Annotated in this window: 12 protein-coding genes; 4 read left to right on the top strand and 8 right to left on the bottom strand. The window is 41.6% G+C overall.

Features of this window, described 5'->3' with window-relative positions; genetic code table 11:
• Window positions 1-41: 41 nt before the first annotated feature.
• Window positions 42-653, top strand: a complete 612-nt coding sequence (locus AC21OG_RS01460) for a TPM domain-containing protein (RefSeq protein WP_487377523.1) — start codon at window positions 42-44, stop codon at window positions 651-653.
• 244 nt (window positions 654-897) lie between these two features.
• Here the strand turns inward: AC21OG_RS01460 and AC21OG_RS01455 are convergent, their stop codons facing one another.
• Complete coding sequence (locus tag AC21OG_RS01455) at window positions 898-1,695, bottom strand: SIR2 family NAD-dependent protein deacylase (RefSeq protein WP_487377521.1); 798 nt, start codon at window positions 1,693-1,695, stop codon at window positions 898-900.
• A 308-nt stretch (window positions 1,696-2,003) separates the two neighbouring features.
• On the opposite strand from AC21OG_RS01455, the gene AC21OG_RS01450 reads away from it, so the two are divergent.
• Window positions 2,004-2,483: a hypothetical protein gene (locus tag AC21OG_RS01450; RefSeq protein WP_487377519.1), complete on the top strand. Its 480-nt coding sequence runs from the start codon at window positions 2,004-2,006 to the stop codon at window positions 2,481-2,483.
• Between the two features lie 6,653 nt (window positions 2,484-9,136).
• On the opposite strand, the gene cas6f is transcribed toward AC21OG_RS01450, so the two are convergent.
• The 5 genes from cas6f to AC21OG_RS01425 form a co-directional block, all read right to left on the bottom strand.
• A complete protein-coding gene (gene cas6f / locus AC21OG_RS01445; protein ID WP_487377517.1) occupies window positions 9,137-9,754 on the bottom strand; it encodes a type I-F CRISPR-associated endoribonuclease Cas6/Csy4 in 618 nt (205 codons plus the stop codon).
• A 3-nt stretch (window positions 9,755-9,757) separates the two neighbouring features.
• Window positions 9,758-10,783 carry a type I-F CRISPR-associated protein Csy3 gene (gene csy3, locus AC21OG_RS01440; protein WP_487377515.1) on the bottom strand — a complete coding sequence of 342 codons (1,026 nt, stop codon included), beginning with the start codon at window positions 10,781-10,783 and terminating at the stop codon, window positions 9,758-9,760.
• A gap of 80 nt (window positions 10,784-10,863) precedes the next feature.
• On the bottom strand, window positions 10,864-11,883 hold the full coding sequence (gene csy2, locus AC21OG_RS01435; RefSeq protein ID WP_487377513.1) for a type I-F CRISPR-associated protein Csy2: 1,020 nt from the start codon (window positions 11,881-11,883) through the stop codon (window positions 10,864-10,866).
• Complete coding sequence (csy1, locus tag AC21OG_RS01430) at window positions 11,880-13,265, bottom strand: type I-F CRISPR-associated protein Csy1 (protein ID WP_487377512.1); 1,386 nt, start codon at window positions 13,263-13,265, stop codon at window positions 11,880-11,882. Before csy1 ends, csy2 begins: the two co-directional genes overlap by 4 nt.
• Before the next feature lie 32 nt (window positions 13,266-13,297).
• Window positions 13,298-13,531, bottom strand: a complete 234-nt coding sequence (locus tag AC21OG_RS01425) for a DUF2188 domain-containing protein (RefSeq protein WP_487377511.1) — start codon at window positions 13,529-13,531, stop codon at window positions 13,298-13,300.
• A gap of 227 nt (window positions 13,532-13,758) precedes the next feature.
• On the opposite strand from AC21OG_RS01425, the gene AC21OG_RS01420 reads away from it, so the two are divergent.
• Entirely contained in the window at window positions 13,759-14,064 is a 306-nt protein-coding gene (locus AC21OG_RS01420) for a BrnT family toxin (RefSeq protein ID WP_487377510.1), read from the top strand.
• A complete protein-coding gene (locus AC21OG_RS01415; RefSeq protein WP_487377509.1) occupies window positions 14,036-14,326 on the top strand; it encodes a hypothetical protein in 291 nt (96 codons plus the stop codon). Before AC21OG_RS01420 ends, AC21OG_RS01415 begins: the two co-directional genes overlap by 29 nt.
• A gap of 6 nt (window positions 14,327-14,332) precedes the next feature.
• Here AC21OG_RS01415 and cas3f read toward each other — a convergent pair whose 3' ends face one another.
• Together cas3f and AC21OG_RS01405 are read right to left on the bottom strand one after the other, a co-directional pair.
• Window positions 14,333-17,869, bottom strand: coding sequence for a type I-F CRISPR-associated helicase Cas3f (gene cas3f, locus AC21OG_RS01410; RefSeq protein ID WP_487377508.1), 3,537 nt, complete (start codon window positions 17,867-17,869; stop codon window positions 14,333-14,335).
• Window positions 17,870-17,878: 9 nt separating this feature from the next.
• The gene (locus AC21OG_RS01405) at window positions 17,879-19,687 is read right to left on the bottom strand and encodes a DUF262 domain-containing protein (RefSeq protein ID WP_487377507.1); all 1,809 of its coding nucleotides are present in this window, start codon (window positions 19,685-19,687) and stop codon (window positions 17,879-17,881) included.
• Between the last annotated feature and the right edge of the window lie 105 nt (window positions 19,688-19,792).

Raw genomic sequence — 19,792 nt, 5'->3', positions numbered from 1 at the left:
GATAGCTAACATGATAAATAAAGGTTGAGGTAAGACGTCTTATGCAGCATACATCGCAAGATCCATCACAGCCACACGCTAAGTCACCTTTTAACACTGATTCTACAACTGCTCATCCCAATGTTGCTGAAGGTCATGATGTGGTGAGTACGCCAAGCTTTGCACGGTGGTGGCGTCAAGCCTTGTTTGTACCTCTCTTGCATAGCCGCTGGGTATCTAATGAGGCCTTAGATCGTTTAACTCAGAAAGTTGCAGATGCTGAAAAGGGACATCGCGGCGAGGTGTTTTTAGTTATAGAAAACCATATCCCGATACACATCGCCTATCATGTTGCCAGTCGCGAGCGTGCAGTCGATCTATTTAGTGCATACCGAGTATGGGATACCGAAGAAAATACGGGCGTATTGGTGTATGTCAATATCTGTGAGCATACCCTTGAGATCGTCGCTGATCGAGGTATTAACGCTCATGTTAGTCCCACTGTTTGGCGAGCCATGTGCGACAAAGCGATTGCTGGCATGGCTAAAGGTAACATTGAGCAAAGTCTGGCCGATCTATTAGATGAGATTGGACAACTCCTCAGACAGCATTATCATTTAGAACATGATCCAGAGGGCAATGAGCTGTCCGATACCGTGGTATTCTTAAAATAGTCATGCGTTAAGAAGGTGTTTACGGCATTGTCTCTATTACGCTAATCTCAACTTAAAGTACAAGCTTTAGATTTTGCAAGGTTTAGCTCCCTTCCTTTCTCAAAGGAAGGGTTGGGGATGGATTTTAGGTAAAAATCCCCCTAAATCCCCCTTTGAGAAAGGGGGACTTGCCACCCTTTTCAGTATTTTTCAATAGATGAACTAAAAGTACTGCTGATAATTCAGTTATTAATATTGCCAGCTATTAAGTTGAGAGTGGGGTATCTATTGTACTCTCAACCAGTCTTGGCAGGATAATGCCAGCTTTACCTGCCAATATCACATCTAGAATAGGGTTTTCAGTGGGGTTTAGATTGACCTCAATAAGACTGGCCCCATTATTTTTTGCCAATTGTGACAAACCTGCTGCGGGATACACCAAGCTTGACGTGCCAATACTGATAAACACATCGCATTGCGCTGTGGCCGTCTCTGCCAATTGCCACTCTTGTTGCGGTAGCATCTCTCCAAACCAGACAATATCTGGACGTACATAAGCGTCGCAGATAGGGCAGTTCAACAGCGCATCATTAGTATAGTCAACCTCTTGATCAAAGGCTGATCCGCAGTCGCTACATTTATTCTTCCATAGATGACCATGTAAGTGGGTCGCGGTACTGCCCGCTTGCTCATGTAAATCATCCACATTTTGGGTGATGAGGGTCACGGTTTTGCCGTGTGTTTCGCCCCATTGTTGAAGCTTTGCGAGTGCAAAATGTGCAGGATTGGGCTTTTTTTCTTTCACCAGATTGCGGCGCCACTGATACCAAGACCACACCATATTAGGGTTATGTTCAAACGCATCAATGCTCGCCAGATCTTCAGCGCGATAGTTCTCCCATAGCCCCGTTTGTTTGTCACGAAAGGTTGGGATGCCACTTTCAGCGGAGATACCAGCACCGGTCAAAATACAAATATTTTTTGACTGTTGCAGTATGGTCTTCGCGTGTTGTAATGCGGTCTCGTTCAAAGCTGTTAAGTTTTGTGTTAAATCATTACTCATAATTCACCTATCATCAAACAATGCTACTATTCTATTTACAAGATAACCCATGCAAAAATAACCTATGTTAAAACATAACCTATCGAAGTAGGCACGTCCAAACCCAATACTTAAATACGACAAATAAAAGCTTGAGTGCGCCTAATCGAGTCTAACAAAGATAGGTTATTTTATAAAAAAGGGTTAAAATCGTTACAAGGACTGTAGTAAGGTCATCAATCAGTGTCAATACCGACGCACATAAGTCGTTCGCTGACAACCATCCGTTTGGGTTCGCCTCTTACTACACATCACTATTTGGAGGATGTATGAATCAGATATTCAGTGGCAGTACATTGCTTGGGGTAGTGTTGCTCATCACTTTCGTGTTGTTTGCTATCGCCTTTTTTATCAAGCCAAAAGCAACAACTGCGAAACCCAATGCAGCCTATCCGAGCAAACCCAATTCTAAAAAGCCCAATCCTAAAAAGCAGAAGGCCAGTTATAAAAAGAACCAAAAAGGCGAGTCCAAAAGGTTCAAGTTTCAAAGCCAATCTGGCGCGTTTAGTAATGCGCCTAAGACGCAACTGGTCAAGCTAAAAAAACAAATTGCCAAGCACTTCCCAGACTTTAATGCCATCTTACGTGAGCAGCACTTAATACTAGAGCGTAATGCCAAAAAAGTTGCGATGCTGACCTTAGATGCCAATGCCGCTCTTGGGCGTCGACGTTTGGGGGAGGTGACCGTGATAAACTTCCACAAGCTACCCAGTATTGAAGAGCTAAGAATTGAGCTTAGCGGTGTTTAATGACAGCTGACTGACGAACAAATAATGAGTGCAACGCCTTAACTTTTGACGCCAATATAGTGAAGCAGTAGCAACTCTCGCTTTACGCTACTATCTGCGAGCGTTGGCAATGCGATTGCTAAGGTTTGCCGTGTCGCTTACTCCGTGCGCCACGTCAATACCTAGCATCGCAGTATGCCAACCCTAGCAGTATATCTGCTGCAATCGAGGCTAAACCGCCCCTCCCGACTCCTATCTCATTCTTAATACGAATGTTTTAAGTCGTCACACTTCCTTAAGTTGTCTTATTTCCTAAGCCGTCCTGTACTGTGATATATCTTTTAAAGCTCATAACAAAAGTATAACTTTAAAATAAGTATTTTTTTGAACCCAACAAAGCAGTGCTTTGTTTTAAGGGTTCTCACCTATTATGGGATTTTCTCTTGTGTGAGCGAGGGTGAGCAAGCGTGTGGGACACGCTTGCCCGAAGCGCAAGACGTAGAGGTATGCTCGAAGTATAAATTGCAGTGGCTGTTTAAATAATTGGTTTTAACGGCTCTCATAAGTCACCTATGCGGTGATGAAGAGCTACCTACCAACGGCATTGATAAAGTCGAATTTCTAAGTCACCTATGCGTTGATATATATTTTAAAACTCATTACGTAAGCATAACTCTCAGAAAATCCCTTTTAAGGGATTTTCTCTTGCGAGCCTAAAATTGCAGTGCAATTTTTTAACGGCTCTCATAAGTCACCTATGCGGTGATGAAGGGTGTGCGTAACTATGACCAAGCTAATGGCAATTTCTAAGTCACCTATGCGGTGATGAAGAATCACATTCTAAATACATTTACATCGTTGACTTTCTAAGTCACCTATGCGGTGATGAAGTTCTTTGTTGCCAGCATCACCCAACGTGGACTTTTCTAAGTCACCTATGCGGTGATATATATTTTAAAACTTATTACGTAAAGCATAACTCTCAGAAAATCCCCTTTAAGGGATTTTCTCTTGCGAGCCTAAAATTGCAGTGCAATTTTTTAACGGCTCTCATAAGTCACCTGTGCGGTGATGAAGGTGCCAACGTAAGCGAGTTATCGCAAACCCAATTTCTAAGTCACCTGTGCGGTGATGAAGATCACACGCTTCTTTGTAGTCAATAATTTGAGTTTCTAAGTCACCCTGTGCGGTGATGAAGCTACAGATAACTGACTTTAGCGACTTGTTGGCTTTCTAAGTCACCTGTGCGGTGATGAAGATGGCCTGCTTGACTGTCCGGCAAATGTTTAGTTTCTAAGTCACCTGTGCGGTGATGAAGGTGCGACCTTGGGTGACCTGACTAATGATGGGTTTCTAAGTCACCTATGCGGTGATGAAGTCATTAGACTACAGCGCATGGCTATCGGGTCATTTCTAAGTCACCTATGCGGTGATGAAGATCACCATTTTACGATTAAAAAAGATGTGAATTTTCTAAGTCACCTATGCGGTGATATATATTTTAAAACTTATTACGTAAAGCATAACTCTCAGAAAATCCCCTTTAAGGGATTTTCTCTTGCGAGCCTAAAATTGCAGTGCAATTTTTTAACGGCTCTCATAAGTCACCTGTGCGGTGATGAAGAGTGTTAATTTGCACCGCACTTACAGCAAACATTTCTAAGTCACCTATGCGGTGATGAAGGTACTAAAAATCTCTCCATTGGACATCAAGACTTTCTAAGTCACCTATGCGGTGATGAAGAAAGCCAGACAAATAGAGCAATCAAACTACCATTTTTAAGTCACCTATGCGGTGATGAAGTCTCAAGATAATGGACAAGTCACCGTGCAAATTTTCTAAGTCACCTATGCGGTGATGAAGGCCTTCATGCTTACACCATTGCGTGTAAGCATTTTCTAAGTCACCTATGCGGTGATGAAGGAGCATTTGCCGCTGTCTGGAACTATTTTAGTTTTCTAAGTCACCTATGCGGTGATGAAGTGTAGTAGTTATAAAACCGTCATTTAACGCTTTTTCTAAGTCACCTATGCGGTGATGAAGGCAGAACAAGCCAAACTTGAAGCAAAACGTAATTTCTAAGTCACCTATGCGGTGATGAAGTCGCGGCGTTTTTGATAACATCAAAGTCAAGATTTCTAAGTCACCTATGCGGTGATGAAGATCTATCGACTCAACATAACTGACCCAGTGCGTTTTCTAAGTCACCTATGCGGTGATGAAGTGGCAGATAGCTACTACTGCATCACCCCAAATTTTCTAAGTCACCTATGCGGTGATGAAGTAACGATCTTGCGCAAGCCGCAGGATTGGACGTTTTCTAAGTCACCTGTGCGGTGGGCAAGAAGCCCTTAGCACTTGCTAGGGGCTTTTTTATTTTCTAAGCCACCTGTGCGGTGGGCAAGTGGATGGCGTCACACCCGACGATAAGTAAAACTTTCTAAGCCACCTGTGCGGTGGGCAAGGTGAAGTTATTACTCTTGGCGTTGATGGTGGATTTCTAAGCCACCTGTGCGGTGGGCAAGTCTCGTCTATGTCATCATTGGCAGGGGCGCTATTTCTAAGCCACCTGTGCGGTGGGCAAGAGGGCACTTTTTCACCCTCAAGTTCGATTTTGTTTCTAAGCCACCTGTGCGGTGGGCAAGATTTATCAGAGGATATGTGCTAGTAGACCACGTTTCTAAGCCACCTGTGCGGTGGGCAAGTTGGTCTCTGTATCAAAATCATCTATTCTAGATTTCTAAGCCACCTGTGCGGTGTGAAAGTGAGACCAATCTTCGTTATCGATATTAAATCGATTTCTAAGCCACCTGTGCGGTGTGAAAGCGGTAATTGTGGCTCGCCGCGTTTCCTTTTGGGCTTTCTAAGCCACCTGTGCGGTGTGAAAGTCGGCGCTAGTCGACTTCTTTGCGGGGCTTTGTTTCTAAGCCACCTGTGCGGTGTGAAAGATTGTCGCGCCATGTGACAAGCTCGTCAAACTTTTCTAAGCCACCTGTGCGGTGTGAAAGTTATGGCAATAGCAGCGTTCACCGGGCCTATTTTTCTAAGCCACCTGTGCGGTGTGAAAGCGGAAATGGCCGAAATAGCCCCGCACGTACTATTTCTAAGCCACCTGTGCGGTGTGAAAGACATAAAAGACTTAACGCCCCAACCTGTACTGTTTCTAAGCCACCTGTGCGGTGTGAAAGACGACTAAGGTAGCACTGTCACGACTTAATGATTTTCTAAGCCACCTGTGCGGTGTGAAAGAAAGCTAGCAGCATCAGTGACGACTATTGACATTTCTAAGCCACCTGTGCGTTGTGAAAGGATCGATCAATCGTATGTCTTCTACCCAGATATTTCTAAGCCACCTGTGCGGTGTGAAAGTTTTGCCTTTAAGCAACCGATACTTTCTAACATTTCTAAGCCACCTGTGCGGTGATGAAGGTTATTACGATACCCGAAGCTAACAGCCTAGATTTCTAAGTCACCTATGCGGTGATGAAGCAGCGGCTTCACTGTGTCCGCCTGATTTGTCTTTTCTAAGTCACCTATGCGGTGATGAAGCAATCAAATAGAAAAGTATAAATCGGTTGAAATTTCTAAGTCACCTATGCGGTGATGAAGCTGTTGATTCTAATGTCGTATAACCGCCAATATTTCTAAGTCACCTATGCGGTGATGAAGTTGTTGTTTTTGATGTGGTTTGATTTGGGGCATTTCTAAGTCACCTATGCGGTGATGAAGTAAACACATCAACAACATCACTCGCTAATCTCTTTCTAAGTCACCTATGCGGTGATGAAGATGAATTTAAGACAATTAGCAGAATTGGACCTATTTCTAAGTCACCTATGCGGTGATGAAGTAGAGCTGCTAGACATTCGCAACATGAATATATTTCTAAGTCACCTATGCGGTGATGAAGGGCGTTTCTAGTGGTCGGCAAGTGCGCAGGTGTTTCTAAGTCACCTATGCGGTGATGAAGTTTACGCTCATCAGCTGTAGCGTCATCTAAATTTTCTAAGTCACCTATGCGGTGATGAAGTTTACGCTCATCAGCTGTAGCGTCATCTAAATTTTCTAAGTCACCTATGCGGTGATGAAGACACGGCAATGAGCTAGACCCTGCTATTGCTTTTTCTAAGTCACCTATGCGGTGATGAAGGCAATTTTATAAAGCTGCCAGTATCACTTGATTTTCTAAGTCACCTATGCGGTGGGCAAGAAGTACAGGACCATACAAAACAGCTTTCAATCATTTCTAAGCCACCTGTGCGGTGGGCAAGGCGACCCCATCGGCCAGAAAGTGGCCTTTTTGTTTCTAAGCCACCTGTGCGGTGGGCAAGAGGGGGTTGCCTGTCGGGTGGTAGAAAGTTACTTTCTAAGCCACCTGTGCGGTGGGCAAGTATTCGCGACGCGCATGTGCATAGAGGGCTTTTTTCTAAGCCACCTGTGCGGTGGGCAAGGTTACAAGGTGTGCAGAGTGTCAAGAGTTTGATTTCTAAGCCACCTGTGCGGTGGGCAAGCGTCTGGACTATTGGATATGGTCATACATCAATTTCTAAGCCACCTGTGCGGTGGGCAAGCAAATTTGCCGTTTGCGTAGTGTTGTATTAATTTTCTAAGCCACCTGTGCGGTGGGCAAGCGTCAAACTTAGCCCACAACGTCAGACTTTTATTTCTAAGCCACCTGTGCGGTGGGCAAGGTTATGGTCATCCTGCGATAACCGGTATCGGTTTTCTAAGCCACCTGTGCGGTGGGCAAGTTGATACCGTAGTTGACGGCGGTAAACCCTTTTTTCTAAGCCACCTGTGCGGTGGGCAAGAGTGCATCAGATCAAGTTTTAATTGAATTAAATTTCTAAGCCACCTGTGCGGTGGGCAAGGTTGAATGTATCGCCTCAAGCTATTACTAACTTTTCTAAGCCACCTGTGCGGTGGGCAAGAAGCTAAGTTTGATTTAGCTTATGACCACTGCTTTCTAAGCCACCTGTGCGGTGGGCAAGACTATAACTGCTGCTCTAATCGTCACGTTTTGTTTCTAAGCCACCTGTGCGGTGGGCAAGATTGGTGGGCAGGTAAAACGGTGAATTTTATTTTTCTAAGCCACCTGTGCGGTGGGCAAGTAATTGAGCTCATGAGTTAGAATCCTCAAAAATTTCTAAGCCACCTGTGCGGTGGGCAAGTCTTGCATGACGCTCAGTGTCCCTTTGAATAGTTTCTAAGCCACCTGTGCGGTGGGCAAGCGAGAATGGAAGTGGCTCAAAGACAATCCAATTTTCTAAGCCACCTGTGCGGTGGGCAAGAAGCGGCCATGATTTGCTGAGTAGAGTTAACATTTCTAAGCCACCTGTGCGGTGGGCAAGACTATGTGAATGATTTAGGTGTTAAACAAGGTTTTCTAAGCCACCTGTGCGGTGGGCAAGGAGTTAGAAGATTTTAAAGCAAATTTGGCTCTTTTCTAAGCCACCTGTGCGGTGGGCAAGTCAAAAAAGCACTTAAAGAAATGTTTGTAAATTTTCTAAGCCACCTGTGCGGTGGGCAAGTATCAAATATTATTCCGTCTATTAAGTTTGATTTTCTAAGCCACCTGTGCGGTGGGCAAGACTGGTGGGTAGGTAAAACGGTGAATTTTATTTTTCTAAGCCACCTGTGCGGTGGGCAAGGACCCCTTTTTGACTAAAGGCTTTAAGCCTCCTTTCTAAGCCACCTGTGCGGTGGGCAAGATGGTAACGAGATTGATGGCGCAGTGATCCAATTTCTAAGCCACCTGTGCGGTGGGCAAGTTTGCCCCTTTGCACCAGCTGAACAGGTGTAATTTCTAAGCCACCTGTGCGGTGGGCAAGTACGATTTGAAAAGAAAAGAGGTGATAGCACATTTCTAAGCCACCTGTGCGGTGGGCAAGGATAAGATATAAACTCTCCTATCTTCGGGTAGTTTCTAAGCCACCTGTGCGGTGGGCAAGAAATACATCGAAGAAGATGGCGGTATTGTCTTTTTCTAAGCCACCTGTGCGGTGGGCAAGTAGCGATCATGGCAACAGTAACTTTGATACTATTTCTAAGCCACCTGTGCGGTGGGCAAGTTTAAAGCGGTAAATGATAGTAGGGTAGCAGATTTCTAAGCCACCTGTGCGGTGGGCAAGTATTGTTGTATGGTATGGGCTTGCGGTGGACATTTCTAAGCCACCTGTGCGGTGGGCAAGCAAAAATAGCTCTACAGTTTTATGATTTTTTTTTTCTAAGCCACCTGTGCGGTGGGCAAGAGGGAGTCGGGGTAGTTACTCAGTATTATCTATTTCTAAGCCACCTGTGCGGTGGGCAAGTGCTAGACTCCCTTTTTGTTTGATAAGCCCAATTTCTAAGCCACCTGTGCGGTGGGCAAGCGTAAGCCTCTTTTGACTGCACCGTCCCCTGTTTTCTAAGCCACCTGTGCGGTGGGCAAGTCTCGTTCCATTTAAAAATTAACGTACCGTTTTTTCTAAGCCACCTGTGCGGTGGGCAAGAGGAATTATACCTCAAAAAAAGTAGTTATACCAAAGCTTAGAGGGCAAAAACCCTATTTTTACCCTCCATTTTTACCCCTGTTATAACTATTTGATTTTATTACAAGTTTTTAAGTAGTTCAAAAAAAGGGTTTTTACATCCTCTTTTTGGGTCACTCGTCATGACCAGTTTAATCACGATTTTACCAGTGCGGGACAGTCACTTTGTCACGCATGCCATTCATACCGTAAGTACTAAACTTTCCCGCTTTTGGTTTATCAGCAGGTTGTTGTAACACTTTAAGTAAGTAAGGTGATTTATTGGTTTCGCTCATTAACCTAATATAAGGCACTGACTTTTCAGGCGCGCGTTTAGCTACTGTTGCCATTGCGTCATCAAATCCAATACTTAGCTTCTCAGCTAGAGATTGCGCTTGTACTTCGACAGGTTTAAAGCGATAACGATGCACGCTGACGTAGCCTTTTATATCACTTGGCACATCTTTAATCGGCTTGATATGCACATAGTCGGTTAAGCGATCTAACCATTTATTCAAATCGAGCTTGGTTAAATCCTCTTTATTGGGTGCAAAAATACGTAGTTTGGTACCGAGCTTAGACGATTTACCATTTTTACTATCAAAATGATAATCAGGAAAACTCACGCCAATCGATTCAATACCGTGTGTATTTTTTACATCAGCTAATGCAATATGAAGCTGGTTATATAGCTTACTCCAAATGAAGTAAGCCGTTATTTCAGGGTCGGGTAGGATAGTGATTTCTTGGTAATGGGTAAGGCTTAACGTTGAATCACTCATCAGTTACTCCTTACCACTAGCACCAAACACGCCGCCACGGATGAGTACACCCATCACATAATGTTGATGATTAATCTCTGGCGCTTCGCCTTTTAATACCCAGTTATCAAATAGGCTATAAAAGTCCATTTTCTCTTTTGGTTGGCGGAATGCAGAGCCTAACGTAGTAACCGCACCATAGGGTTCGATAGCGATAGGAAACTCGTTATCGCCGTAGGCAGGATACCAGGTGTCAATGGTGCGAATGGCGTTGCCAATTTTCTGCGAATGCATACCCGCTTTACCGTTAATTTGATATAGCTCTTTAGATTTTCTCGTGCCTGTATCAAGTACCAATTCTTGAGAAGGATAGACCTCTTGACCGTAGCCCAATTTAGCTAAAGCTTTGATATATAAAATCACAAAAGCATTATCATTTAGGCCTTGTTCAATCAATTTGGCTAATTCTTTAATATCACTATTGTCTGTATCAAAGTTTTTGAGTGATAATGATTTGGCATCAAAGCTAAATTCATGAGATGTGCCATTAATTTCGCACTTAACCTGAACATCAATACTTTCTGAACCCACACGATTGCGCCATAACCAACGTGCATTGGCAATATTAATCGCATAACGACGTGCCAGCTCCCCAACACCATGTGCGTTTAAATAGTCCTGTACAGTAGCTTGCAAGGCTTGCTGATAATCCTGGTCATTACAAACAGATGGCTTACCTGTAAATGGCAATACCTTACAGCTCCAACTTACGACTAACGTATCGCAATCTTCATCAAGTGCGGCAGAGTCAACACGTTGTAGGTTGGCTTTTTCAATTTCTGCATCCAGTTTGGCAGGGTCATTGGTAATTGCATTTTTAAGACGATTACTGATTGTTCCTCGCACTGACTTTTCTTTAATATTCACGGGTTTGGTCTGGCTATTTTTAGAAGCGCTATCCATTTGAGAAAAGAAAGCATCAGAGATATCAAGGTTACGCTCAAATGCCAATACACTTGCGGTTTTTAGTTTAGAGGCTGTTTTACTCATGGTGTTGCTCCTTGCGATGGTGGTTAGTTATTAATTAAAGGTCGTTAAGTTAAATTTAATTTATGGGTGAAAACTCGACGCTAGTTGTCCCTTTGTTGAGTAACTAAGTAGAGGTTGTTGTCTTTGTCGTGCTTGTAGCGCCAAAACGCTTTGATAAGGTCGTATTCGCTTTGAGCACCGCCTAATCGTTGGGGATAGACCCATTTTCCCAGCCCATAAATGGCTTCCACATATTGGCTAGGATATTCAGGATTACGCACATTTTGCATCATGCTAGCGTCGTAAAGCTCTGATATGCCTTGATAGCCAACAGGCATGGGCACAAGCCAGCCATGACCTGTTTTACGTGAGGTGGTTATCCATTTAGTATCACCATTCGGCTTAATTTCAGGAATATGGTGTAGCGTAACCACATCAATTAGGGCATCTAATGGAGTAGCGTCAGGGTTATCTTGTTGTACGGCATCTATAATCTCACTAAATTCTCGCTTAGCTTCCATTAACACAAATGCAGGTAACAGATGCGGAACAACGGCATCAATATCATCAGAGTCAAAATATTGCACAGGGTTAAAGCGGTCAATACCAAACACGCTACCGCCCGCCATACGCTGTTGTTGAATCCATTGCTTGCTTTGCTTAGTTAATAATTCTATGGTCATTTCAGACAGTCGGCTGTCTGCAAAGACTTCAACCACAAAGCTCATGACCAGTCGGCATTTACCCTCTTCAATAATCGAAGCTGTTTTGCCGTCCTTTTTTATAGGATTGCGGGTTTGATTAAAAGTGTAGTTGCTATAGGGTTTGTCACGATAGGTATGCGGTGTGCATTCATAACAAGCGAGTAGTACACCGCCTAAAGACACCTCAGTCAATTCCTCAAAACTTGCCATTTTACGAGACATGGCATGAAAGCCTCCCAAAAATCCTGTAATGGCTGGAAAGCCATAGGTAATTGGACTAGATATCGCATTAGCGCCTTCAATGACCACCTTTTTAAACAATAAGTAGCCAATAGGCGATTTATTTTGGTGGCTATTGTCAATGCCCGTTTTTAGGCGAGAGGGTTGGGTTGGCATATCAAACGATGGTACATTCATAAAAATACTCCTTTTCCTGCTCGCTCATAGGCACTTTTCATAGCTTCAATCTCACGCTCCCACTCATTATGTTCAGGATCGGCAAAGTCTGTGCGTATATCATCAAATTTGGCTTGCATTAAAGCGTTAATCCATCGTGCAAACCTATGAATGATCTCTTTCTCCCATTCATTATTAGGGTCTTCACGTTTTGCCTTCCATTCTTCTTGCTCAGGCAAATCTGCACGTTTAGGATCAAGCCAAAACGCTTCAACATCATCAAGGGCATAATCTATTGTCCAGCCTGCTACTAGTTCGTTACGCATATAATCGGCAAATTCAAACAAGCGATTTAAAATTTCATCCATCGCTTTTTTACGAGCATCTCGAATGCTGACATTGTTTGGTATCGTATCGACTACTTTATACACGTCTTGCAAAATAGGGTTAACCTTATTGGCAAGGGATTTGGAGAATATACTTTCGGCGAACTTAGAGGGCTTAAAGGTGTGCTCAGTGAAATTAATTTGTGGAGGTAGGGAGGGTAGTAGATAATTACGTCCGCCTTGTTTGCTCATTAATAAGCTAACGTTTTGCGGTTTTGTACCGCCCAATTGAACGGTCGCTAAATTATTTAAACTGACATACGGCATTTGCTCGGCATTTTTTTTGAAGCGGTTGTCTCTTGCTAATTTGTTTTCATCTGAGAATTTTAGATGATTAATACGTTGATATATCTCATAAGTAAGTACAGAGGGGTAGAGCGGAATGATATTGATATAATCGATGCCGTCAATGCTATCCGAACTATAAGCATTTAACGCCCATAAGGTTTGTTTGTTGCGTTCATGAGTGGCAGGTTCAGTAATGACATTTTGAAGCGCATTCTTGAATGCTAAGTGGTAGCTTTTAGCTGTATCCTCATCGTCATCAAGCGACCTAATAAAGTCGCTATTATCCGACAAAATAAGATCACGAACTTTTAAACCATCAGAAACGTCAAAATCAAAAAATGACGCTAAGGGTAGGGCGGCTGCATTGCCATTAGCATCAATATAGCTACTATTTATTGAATGCGTGCCGACAAGCGTCTTAGATAAGTAGGTAGAATGCGTAAAGCTAACATTATCACCCTTGGCATCAGGATGAATGCCTTTAGAAATATGAGTGCCAAAGTTAAGCTGTTTAGCCATACGGCTTGAGGCATCTGTTAGCCAAGACGCTTTACTATATTTTTCTTTAGCAATCGATAACGCTTCGTTAAGTTGGCTAATTTTGTCACTGTCATTGTCTTCGATGGCCTTGGCTAGTTGCTTTTGTTCTTTTTCGGTTTTTTTGTCGTATAAACTGTTTAAAAATGCTTGAACAGCATTCTTTGCCAGTTCTGAGGGAATTCTATCCATAGTTAATCTCCTAATTTTATTAAAATATAAAGCTAACGCTTATCTCTAGGAGGACAAGGGTCATTACCATGGCTGTCAGAATTCTGAATTGTACCGTCTTTCTTATGAATGACTAATTCAGATTTTTGGTTATGGCTGATTTCACGAGTAAAACTTACAGCTTCAGCTTTTGTATCGTGATGCTTTATAGCCCGTTTACCACCCCCTTTTTTTGAGTCCCAACCACCCTTTGGGTTCGGTACAACGTGATGAGTTTTTCTGGTCATTTTGATAGTCCTTTCATTGATGATTAGATAAACTAATTTAATATTTTCTTCGAACTAAATACATTAAAACAGACTACTTAAAAGAATGCAACCATGATATAAATATTAATATATTTAAACTAATGATATAATAATAGTACTTCGCATAGAAGTCTTAGAAAATGATATAAATCTTATTCAGTACTCTTTATCACCGCATAGGTGACTTATAAACCACTAGGTAACTTATGTTATTTGAATGGGACGATGCTAAGAACCAATTAAATATTCAAAAACATAAGATTGCCTTTGAAGAGGTAACGGGGGTGTTTTTCGACCCACTATGCCTGAGAAAAATTGACTCTCGTTATGCCAATATTGTTGAAGAAGAGCGTTGGCAAGCATTGGGTACGGTTAACGGTGTAACAATCTTATTCGTAGCCTATACCCATCGTGATGACGACAACCAAGAAGTCATCCGCATTATCAGCGCACGTAAAGCAAATAAAACGGAAAAGAGGGCTTATGAGCATGCAAAAACACGAGGTTACTAACAAGCCGACCTTAACGGCTGAACAAATCGAACGCTTAGCCAAGCTCGACGCTATGCCTGACTCAGAAATTGATTACTCAGACATCCCTGAAAGTACAGATTGGTCAGGGGCTATTAGAGGGCCAGTCGTTTCATCGAGTCAGTCTTTACGCGATCAGATTTTAGAAGCCGATGTTGCTGAATGGTTATCGACTCAAGATGCCGAAACCAAGCGCCATATTAATGAAGTCATTCGACATATTATGGTGTTGCAACAAGTTTAAAATGACCTACAACCTCATGAATCCAAAAAAGGGATGAAATGCCCATCCTCGGTTATTATTCAGCGTATTTCTATCCAGTGATACGGACGAATAAGTAATCGCTAGTGAGCGTAGGCTTTTATCAGGCTGTTTGTCATGTAACTGTTGTAACTCTTCCTCAAGACTTGTCATTAGCCAAGGTTTTATATAGGGGTGAGAAAACTCAAAGTCCCTAACCTGTACCTCTTTATTATGTGGACTGGCGTACTTTAATCCTTTATCAAATACATCTTCACTTAGATACGCATCTATGCCCTCACTCGGAATACTTGTCTCCTCATTGTCATTGACCATTCTTGGAATCAGTAACCAATCGTCTTGCGGTGTACCCGCTCTAAAAGGCGTGATTTGTTGCAAGTGAGTGTGCGCCCGATGCGAATTGGCTTTACCATCCCAGTAAGCATTGACGTAGTTAAGTTCAGGACTATTTAACAATGACCGCATCACTTGATGTTCAAGCTCACTTAGCGTTTCAACCTCTTTATTACTCAACTCAGCTTTGTCAGCTATTTTGGTCTTGTCATGAGATCCAACGATACGAGGTCGAGCATCCACATGGGCGAGTTGCTCAGCCGTGATTAAATTTTCTAAGTTATAACCTTTAGGACCAATATCAGTGGTCTCAAAACCTGGGCGTGTGAATACCAGTGACTTATCGTTGTAGCGTTTGAAAAAGCGTAAGTTATATTGCATCAACAAAATATTGGGCGTGGTAGCGACTTTGTCAGGACGATGTCGCCATACTCGCCCTGCCAATTGAATGATAGAGCGCATGGATGAGGGTTCTACAATTGCCCAGTCGTAATCATGATCTCGCCCTACCTCTGCAACGGGCGTAGCAAGCACCATAAAAATATGGTTAATCGCAGGGTTCGGTTCTAATGTTTGTTTAATCTCAGGTTGGTCAAAAATAGTAACCGATTCATCCGTACGGTCTAGGATACGGTCAAGCTTATTCTCTAAGCTATTACGCAGTATTAATAGTTGCTTGGCGTGATAACAGGTGACATGAATGACAGTATCGTTAGGAACTTGAATACCGTTTGATTGCGATTTATTTGCTAAAAGTAGCTGTTTAGCGATAGAAGTAATGTTATTTACATTAGCAATCCGAACCAATCCTATGCTAACTTTTTGGCTGGAGTTATGATTTTGATTATTTGGGTTTATATTATGGTGATCTGAATGAAGTTTAATGGCCCCATCAACTATGCACTGAGCCAATTCACAGTAAAACTTATCTTCTTTATCTCGGCTGTAAGTTAAGTGTAAAGGTAAAATCTCAGCTTTACGCCGTACAGGTTGGCTCGCTAAATAAGTGGCTCGCTTTTCACTAAAGCCACTATGCCCCTTATAAAAACTTGAGATATCTGTACATTGCTGTGAAGTAATTGACTTCTCATTTTCATCAAACCAAGCACAGACGACTTGAGGTGTCGGTTTATTTTGACTGTAGTTAAATAACTGTCGTCCCGTTAAGTAAGCTTCAAATAACCCTGTAACCATGTCTGGTGTCAGAGTGGCAGAGGATAATAAGACTCTTGTGCCCATTAGCCCTGCTAAGTGCATCAATCGGCTCAGCGCTGGCAAGTCAGCTTGGTCAAAGTCGTCTGGCTCATCCAGTATTAAGTCACTACTTAACAGTCTAAGTAGTGGCGCTATATGTTTACCGCCCCGTTTGCACTCACTAGCCTGAATAATATGGTCAACGGTACAAGTGACGATGGGTGCAAATAGCAAGTCACGGGCTTTGGGACTGGCAATGACAGTACCAAGGTTTAAGTCATCATAATCTTGATAATCGATATCGCTATCGACTATTTCATCTAGCAACTCCTCACTAGACTCACTACCAAAGGCTTGAGAGTCATAACGAGTGTCAAGCTCAGCGTTTATAGCAGTAGCTTGTTTAGTTTCGCTATCAAAATTCATCTCAAATAGCTTTTTATGTGCTGAGCCACCCACTAAAATAGCAAGGTTGTCACCCTTAAGCTTTAAGTTTTTACGAAAGCTTAATCCTGTTTGAAGAGTCAGCACCCGTAATCCTAGGGCAATAGTAAAGCGTGCCCCCTTTTTTGGGTCAGCAAGGGCATACATAATTCGAGCATTACCGATAGTTTTACCTGCGCCAGTTGATGCCATATTCACCCCAAAGAATCCATGCTCTTTGGTAGTATCGGCAAGCACATACGCCATCTTAAAGGCGGTATTTTGCCATTTAAAACGCTTGTGACCTGTAGGTTTGGCGAGCGGATCGTGATTCTTTAAACGGGGCATCTCGCTAGCAATAATAGGCATAATGCGTGCAAAATGAGCGGTAAATGACCCCACGCCTAACAAGTGCTCTTCTAATGATTGCTTGACAGTAGGAGTGTTAGAAGTGCGGTCAGTATTGGCGGCAAGGTGTTTAAACGTGCTATTGATATTAAGACAACGCTTATCATCTGTTTTTAGACTAGAGTAGTTATGATCGCCTACCATTAAACATAGACGTGATAAATGTAATAAAATAGGGTTGCTAATAGATTGGTTGTTTTGATGCCGATACTCGGCTAATGCCATTAAAGTGGTGTCATTAAGTGCTTTTTTGGACCAGCGTTTGATTGTCTTTTGCCAGACAGGGCTATGAATGACTAAGTTGTCGAATTGCCAAAAGTCCTGTAACTGCTTTCGGGTCATGCCACCTTCTTTTGGATCTTCAAAAGACTTAGGATTTTTCACCCAATAATTTATCGGTTTAAGTTGGGTATAAAACTTATTTAGATCGGTTTCAATATCTACTTTACGTTTTGCGCCTTTAAATCGTTCAATATTTTTTGGAGAATAATACACGCTATCAAGTGGAGGTAGTCGATGATGGGTAACGATCAGCCAAGCTACCCATTGAGCCAATGGTGGCATCTTGCCGACTATAGTAGTATCAGGATTTATAGATAGTAATTGCTTTTCGATATCATGATTATCAAACCATTCTGGTAAATTCATCAAGCGATTGAGCCAGTCGCTATCCGTTTCGCAATCTTGTACCATTAACTCGAATAATTTTAGCGATATCCATTCATGACGATAGGGGTCGCCAGATTTACTACCCTTTATAAGTTTATTTTGAAAGCCAATGGTAGATTTACCGATATCATGCAATAGTGCAGCAATAGTGGCAATTATTTGAATACTGCTAGCATAAGCCCAATCGTTTTCCCATTCACTATGTAGGATGTTACGTTTGGTACTATTTACCGCGACAATCCCCACCTCATTAAATTTCCGACGGTTACCCACGATCCAAACCAGTTCAGTCTTCTTACGAGTACGTATCCGATGACAACTTACTGCCGTTGACTTGGTTGCAGACGCCCTAAGCAGTTGCTTGACAGTCGCTAAGCCATCTTCGGTAATCGCTGTTTGCCAAACATTATCGCCAATGCGATTGGCAAAAGCATCCAATATGCGACGAGTACGCTTTAAAGCTTTTTTCTCACATTGAGAGACGAAAGTAACGAGCATGGCCTTGTCCTAAATCAAAGTATCAGCTTGTTTGGTAGTAAACTCTTGGTTTAAAACTTCTGCAATTTTCTGTGCGCGGAGTCGTAAGAACTCTTTACCTTCTTGTTCATTTGAAATAGATATAGCATGTTCTAGAACAATTAAGTTCTGTTGGCAGGCGAACCTTATCGTATCTCCTATCTTTGCTTGAAGTTCAGTCAAATAAGCTTTCGGCAATTGGTCTTTAAATACCTCTCTATTATCAAAATGACTGATAACCACATAGTTTGCAATAGAGTTAAACTCGCTTTTAGTTGTAAAGTTCGTTACTTTCGATTTTGGGTAGAAGTGATGCTTTTCCATATCTTCAAAGTCATGAGACTTAATACTTGTTCCAGTAATATCGCACGTGAATAAACCTCTAATTTTGTCAATGTAAAAAGCATTGATTATGGTTGAAAAACGTGAGCTTGAGGGCATGATTTGAAGAATATTCTCATCTGTAAGGTTTAAAGAATAACTTAAATCAGATGTGGGTAGGTTTTTAACAGCCTTTTTAGATATGTCAAAGATATGTTCTACGGTATCAAGGTTTGATTTATTGAATGGTGTTGAGCTAAGAGTTAAATAGAATGCATACTTTTTGATTTGGTTAGTAAAAGATTTGATTGTAAAAGATTTAGGGTTGGCTAGAAGTACCGCAACGATGTATTCAATGTAGGAGGTTTGACCAATATCATTTAATCCCTCCTTATGAACCCACTGTATAATATCTAGGAAAAGGTCAGAGTTTTCATTCCAGTTGTCAAACCAAAACTCTGGGTTTTTTTCAAGCATAGTAGATTTAAAAATAGCAGGTCTTTGACCTTTTTTTAATAAGTCAGCAACTTCAAATATTCTTACAATTTTACCTAGATTTTCGAAACTTGAGCTATTTTGGTTATAATTCAAGAACCTTTCAATAGCTTTGGAAGACAAATTATTTTGTGATATTTTAGATTGGATATCAAAAGTTAAGTAGTCAGCCAATCCTAGTGAATAGTTAGGATTGTTAGTCTGGAATGACTTGGCATTAATCAAGTCAAATAGGGTAAGTTTTTTGCCCGTTGAATTAACCTTTTCGAAAACACGGATAACAATACCTAATTCAGAGTCTCTTGAGATGACTGTTGCAGGAATGCTATATCCTCCGAGTGAGCCAAATACAGCACTCAAATAATCTGTGTACTTGTCAATATCTTCTTCATTCGCATTGCGAAATTCTCTTAAAAACTTATTAATCACAGAACCAAATCTATTTTCAATAATACTTCTTCCAGAAATAAATCTATTGTTCTGTCTAGTTGGCTTTTCACTTTTATCTTTCGAGATAGGGAAACTACGGCAGAAAATATCCGATGTTTTTGATTTGCTAAATACGTCTTTGACTCCAGCGTCGTTTTCAATATAGTCGTTAGGAAACTCAGCTATTAGTATAGATAGTAAATCAAAATAATACTCATTCTTTGAATCAAGATTTAAGAATAGCTTTGAGATAGACGTTAATCGCTGTTGTCCATCTAAAACATAATATTTAACTTCATCTTCAGGATTAATACTATCCCTATAGTTTGAATGTTCTTTTACCAGACTATGGGAGCCAACTTTTAATGAACCATTTTCAGCCATTATTAATAGTGAAGATATTGGATAACCTCGAATTATAGAATCTCCTAAATCTACAATGTCTTTGTTATTCCAAACGAAGTCACGTTGAAATTTTGGGATTAGATAACTATTTTTGGAGATATTTTTAACAATTTCTTGCAAGCTCACATCTATATTCTGTATGGCGTTCATTGATTAATCCTATAATAAAAGTTTGAATGTTATTTATCTTAATATTTACGCTAGCTAAATCTCAAATATAAGTTGTAATAGTGAAAGCGGGATTGGCTCTTTATT

The sequence above is a fragment of the Psychrobacter sp. CX5 genome (assembly GCF_057621535.2).
Note: the sequence above shows the minus strand (reverse complement) of the source record. Positions and strands in the feature narration are given on the sequence as shown.

Coding starts and splice junctions, on each gene's coding strand:
- AC21OG_RS01450 (WP_487377519.1), top strand. CDS start 2,004: ATGAATCAGATATTCAGTGGCAGTACATTGCTTGGGGTAGTGTTGCTC.
- cas6f (WP_487377517.1), bottom strand. CDS start 9,754: ATGAGTGATTCAACGTTAAGCCTTACCCATTACCAAGAAATCACTATC.
- AC21OG_RS01405 (WP_487377507.1), bottom strand. CDS start 19,687: ATGAACGCCATACAGAATATAGATGTGAGCTTGCAAGAAATTGTTAAA.
- AC21OG_RS01415 (WP_487377509.1), top strand. CDS start 14,036: ATGAGCATGCAAAAACACGAGGTTACTAACAAGCCGACCTTAACGGCT.
- csy3 (WP_487377515.1), bottom strand. CDS start 10,783: ATGAGTAAAACAGCCTCTAAACTAAAAACCGCAAGTGTATTGGCATTT.
- csy1 (WP_487377512.1), bottom strand. CDS start 13,265: ATGGATAGAATTCCCTCAGAACTGGCAAAGAATGCTGTTCAAGCATTT.
- AC21OG_RS01460 (WP_487377523.1), top strand. CDS start 42: ATGCAGCATACATCGCAAGATCCATCACAGCCACACGCTAAGTCACCT.
- cas3f (WP_487377508.1), bottom strand. CDS start 17,869: ATGCTCGTTACTTTCGTCTCTCAATGTGAGAAAAAAGCTTTAAAGCGT.
- csy2 (WP_487377513.1), bottom strand. CDS start 11,883: ATGAATGTACCATCGTTTGATATGCCAACCCAACCCTCTCGCCTAAAA.
- AC21OG_RS01420 (WP_487377510.1), top strand. CDS start 13,759: ATGTTATTTGAATGGGACGATGCTAAGAACCAATTAAATATTCAAAAA.
- AC21OG_RS01425 (WP_487377511.1), bottom strand. CDS start 13,531: ATGACCAGAAAAACTCATCACGTTGTACCGAACCCAAAGGGTGGTTGG.
- AC21OG_RS01455 (WP_487377521.1), bottom strand. CDS start 1,695: ATGAGTAATGATTTAACACAAAACTTAACAGCTTTGAACGAGACCGCA.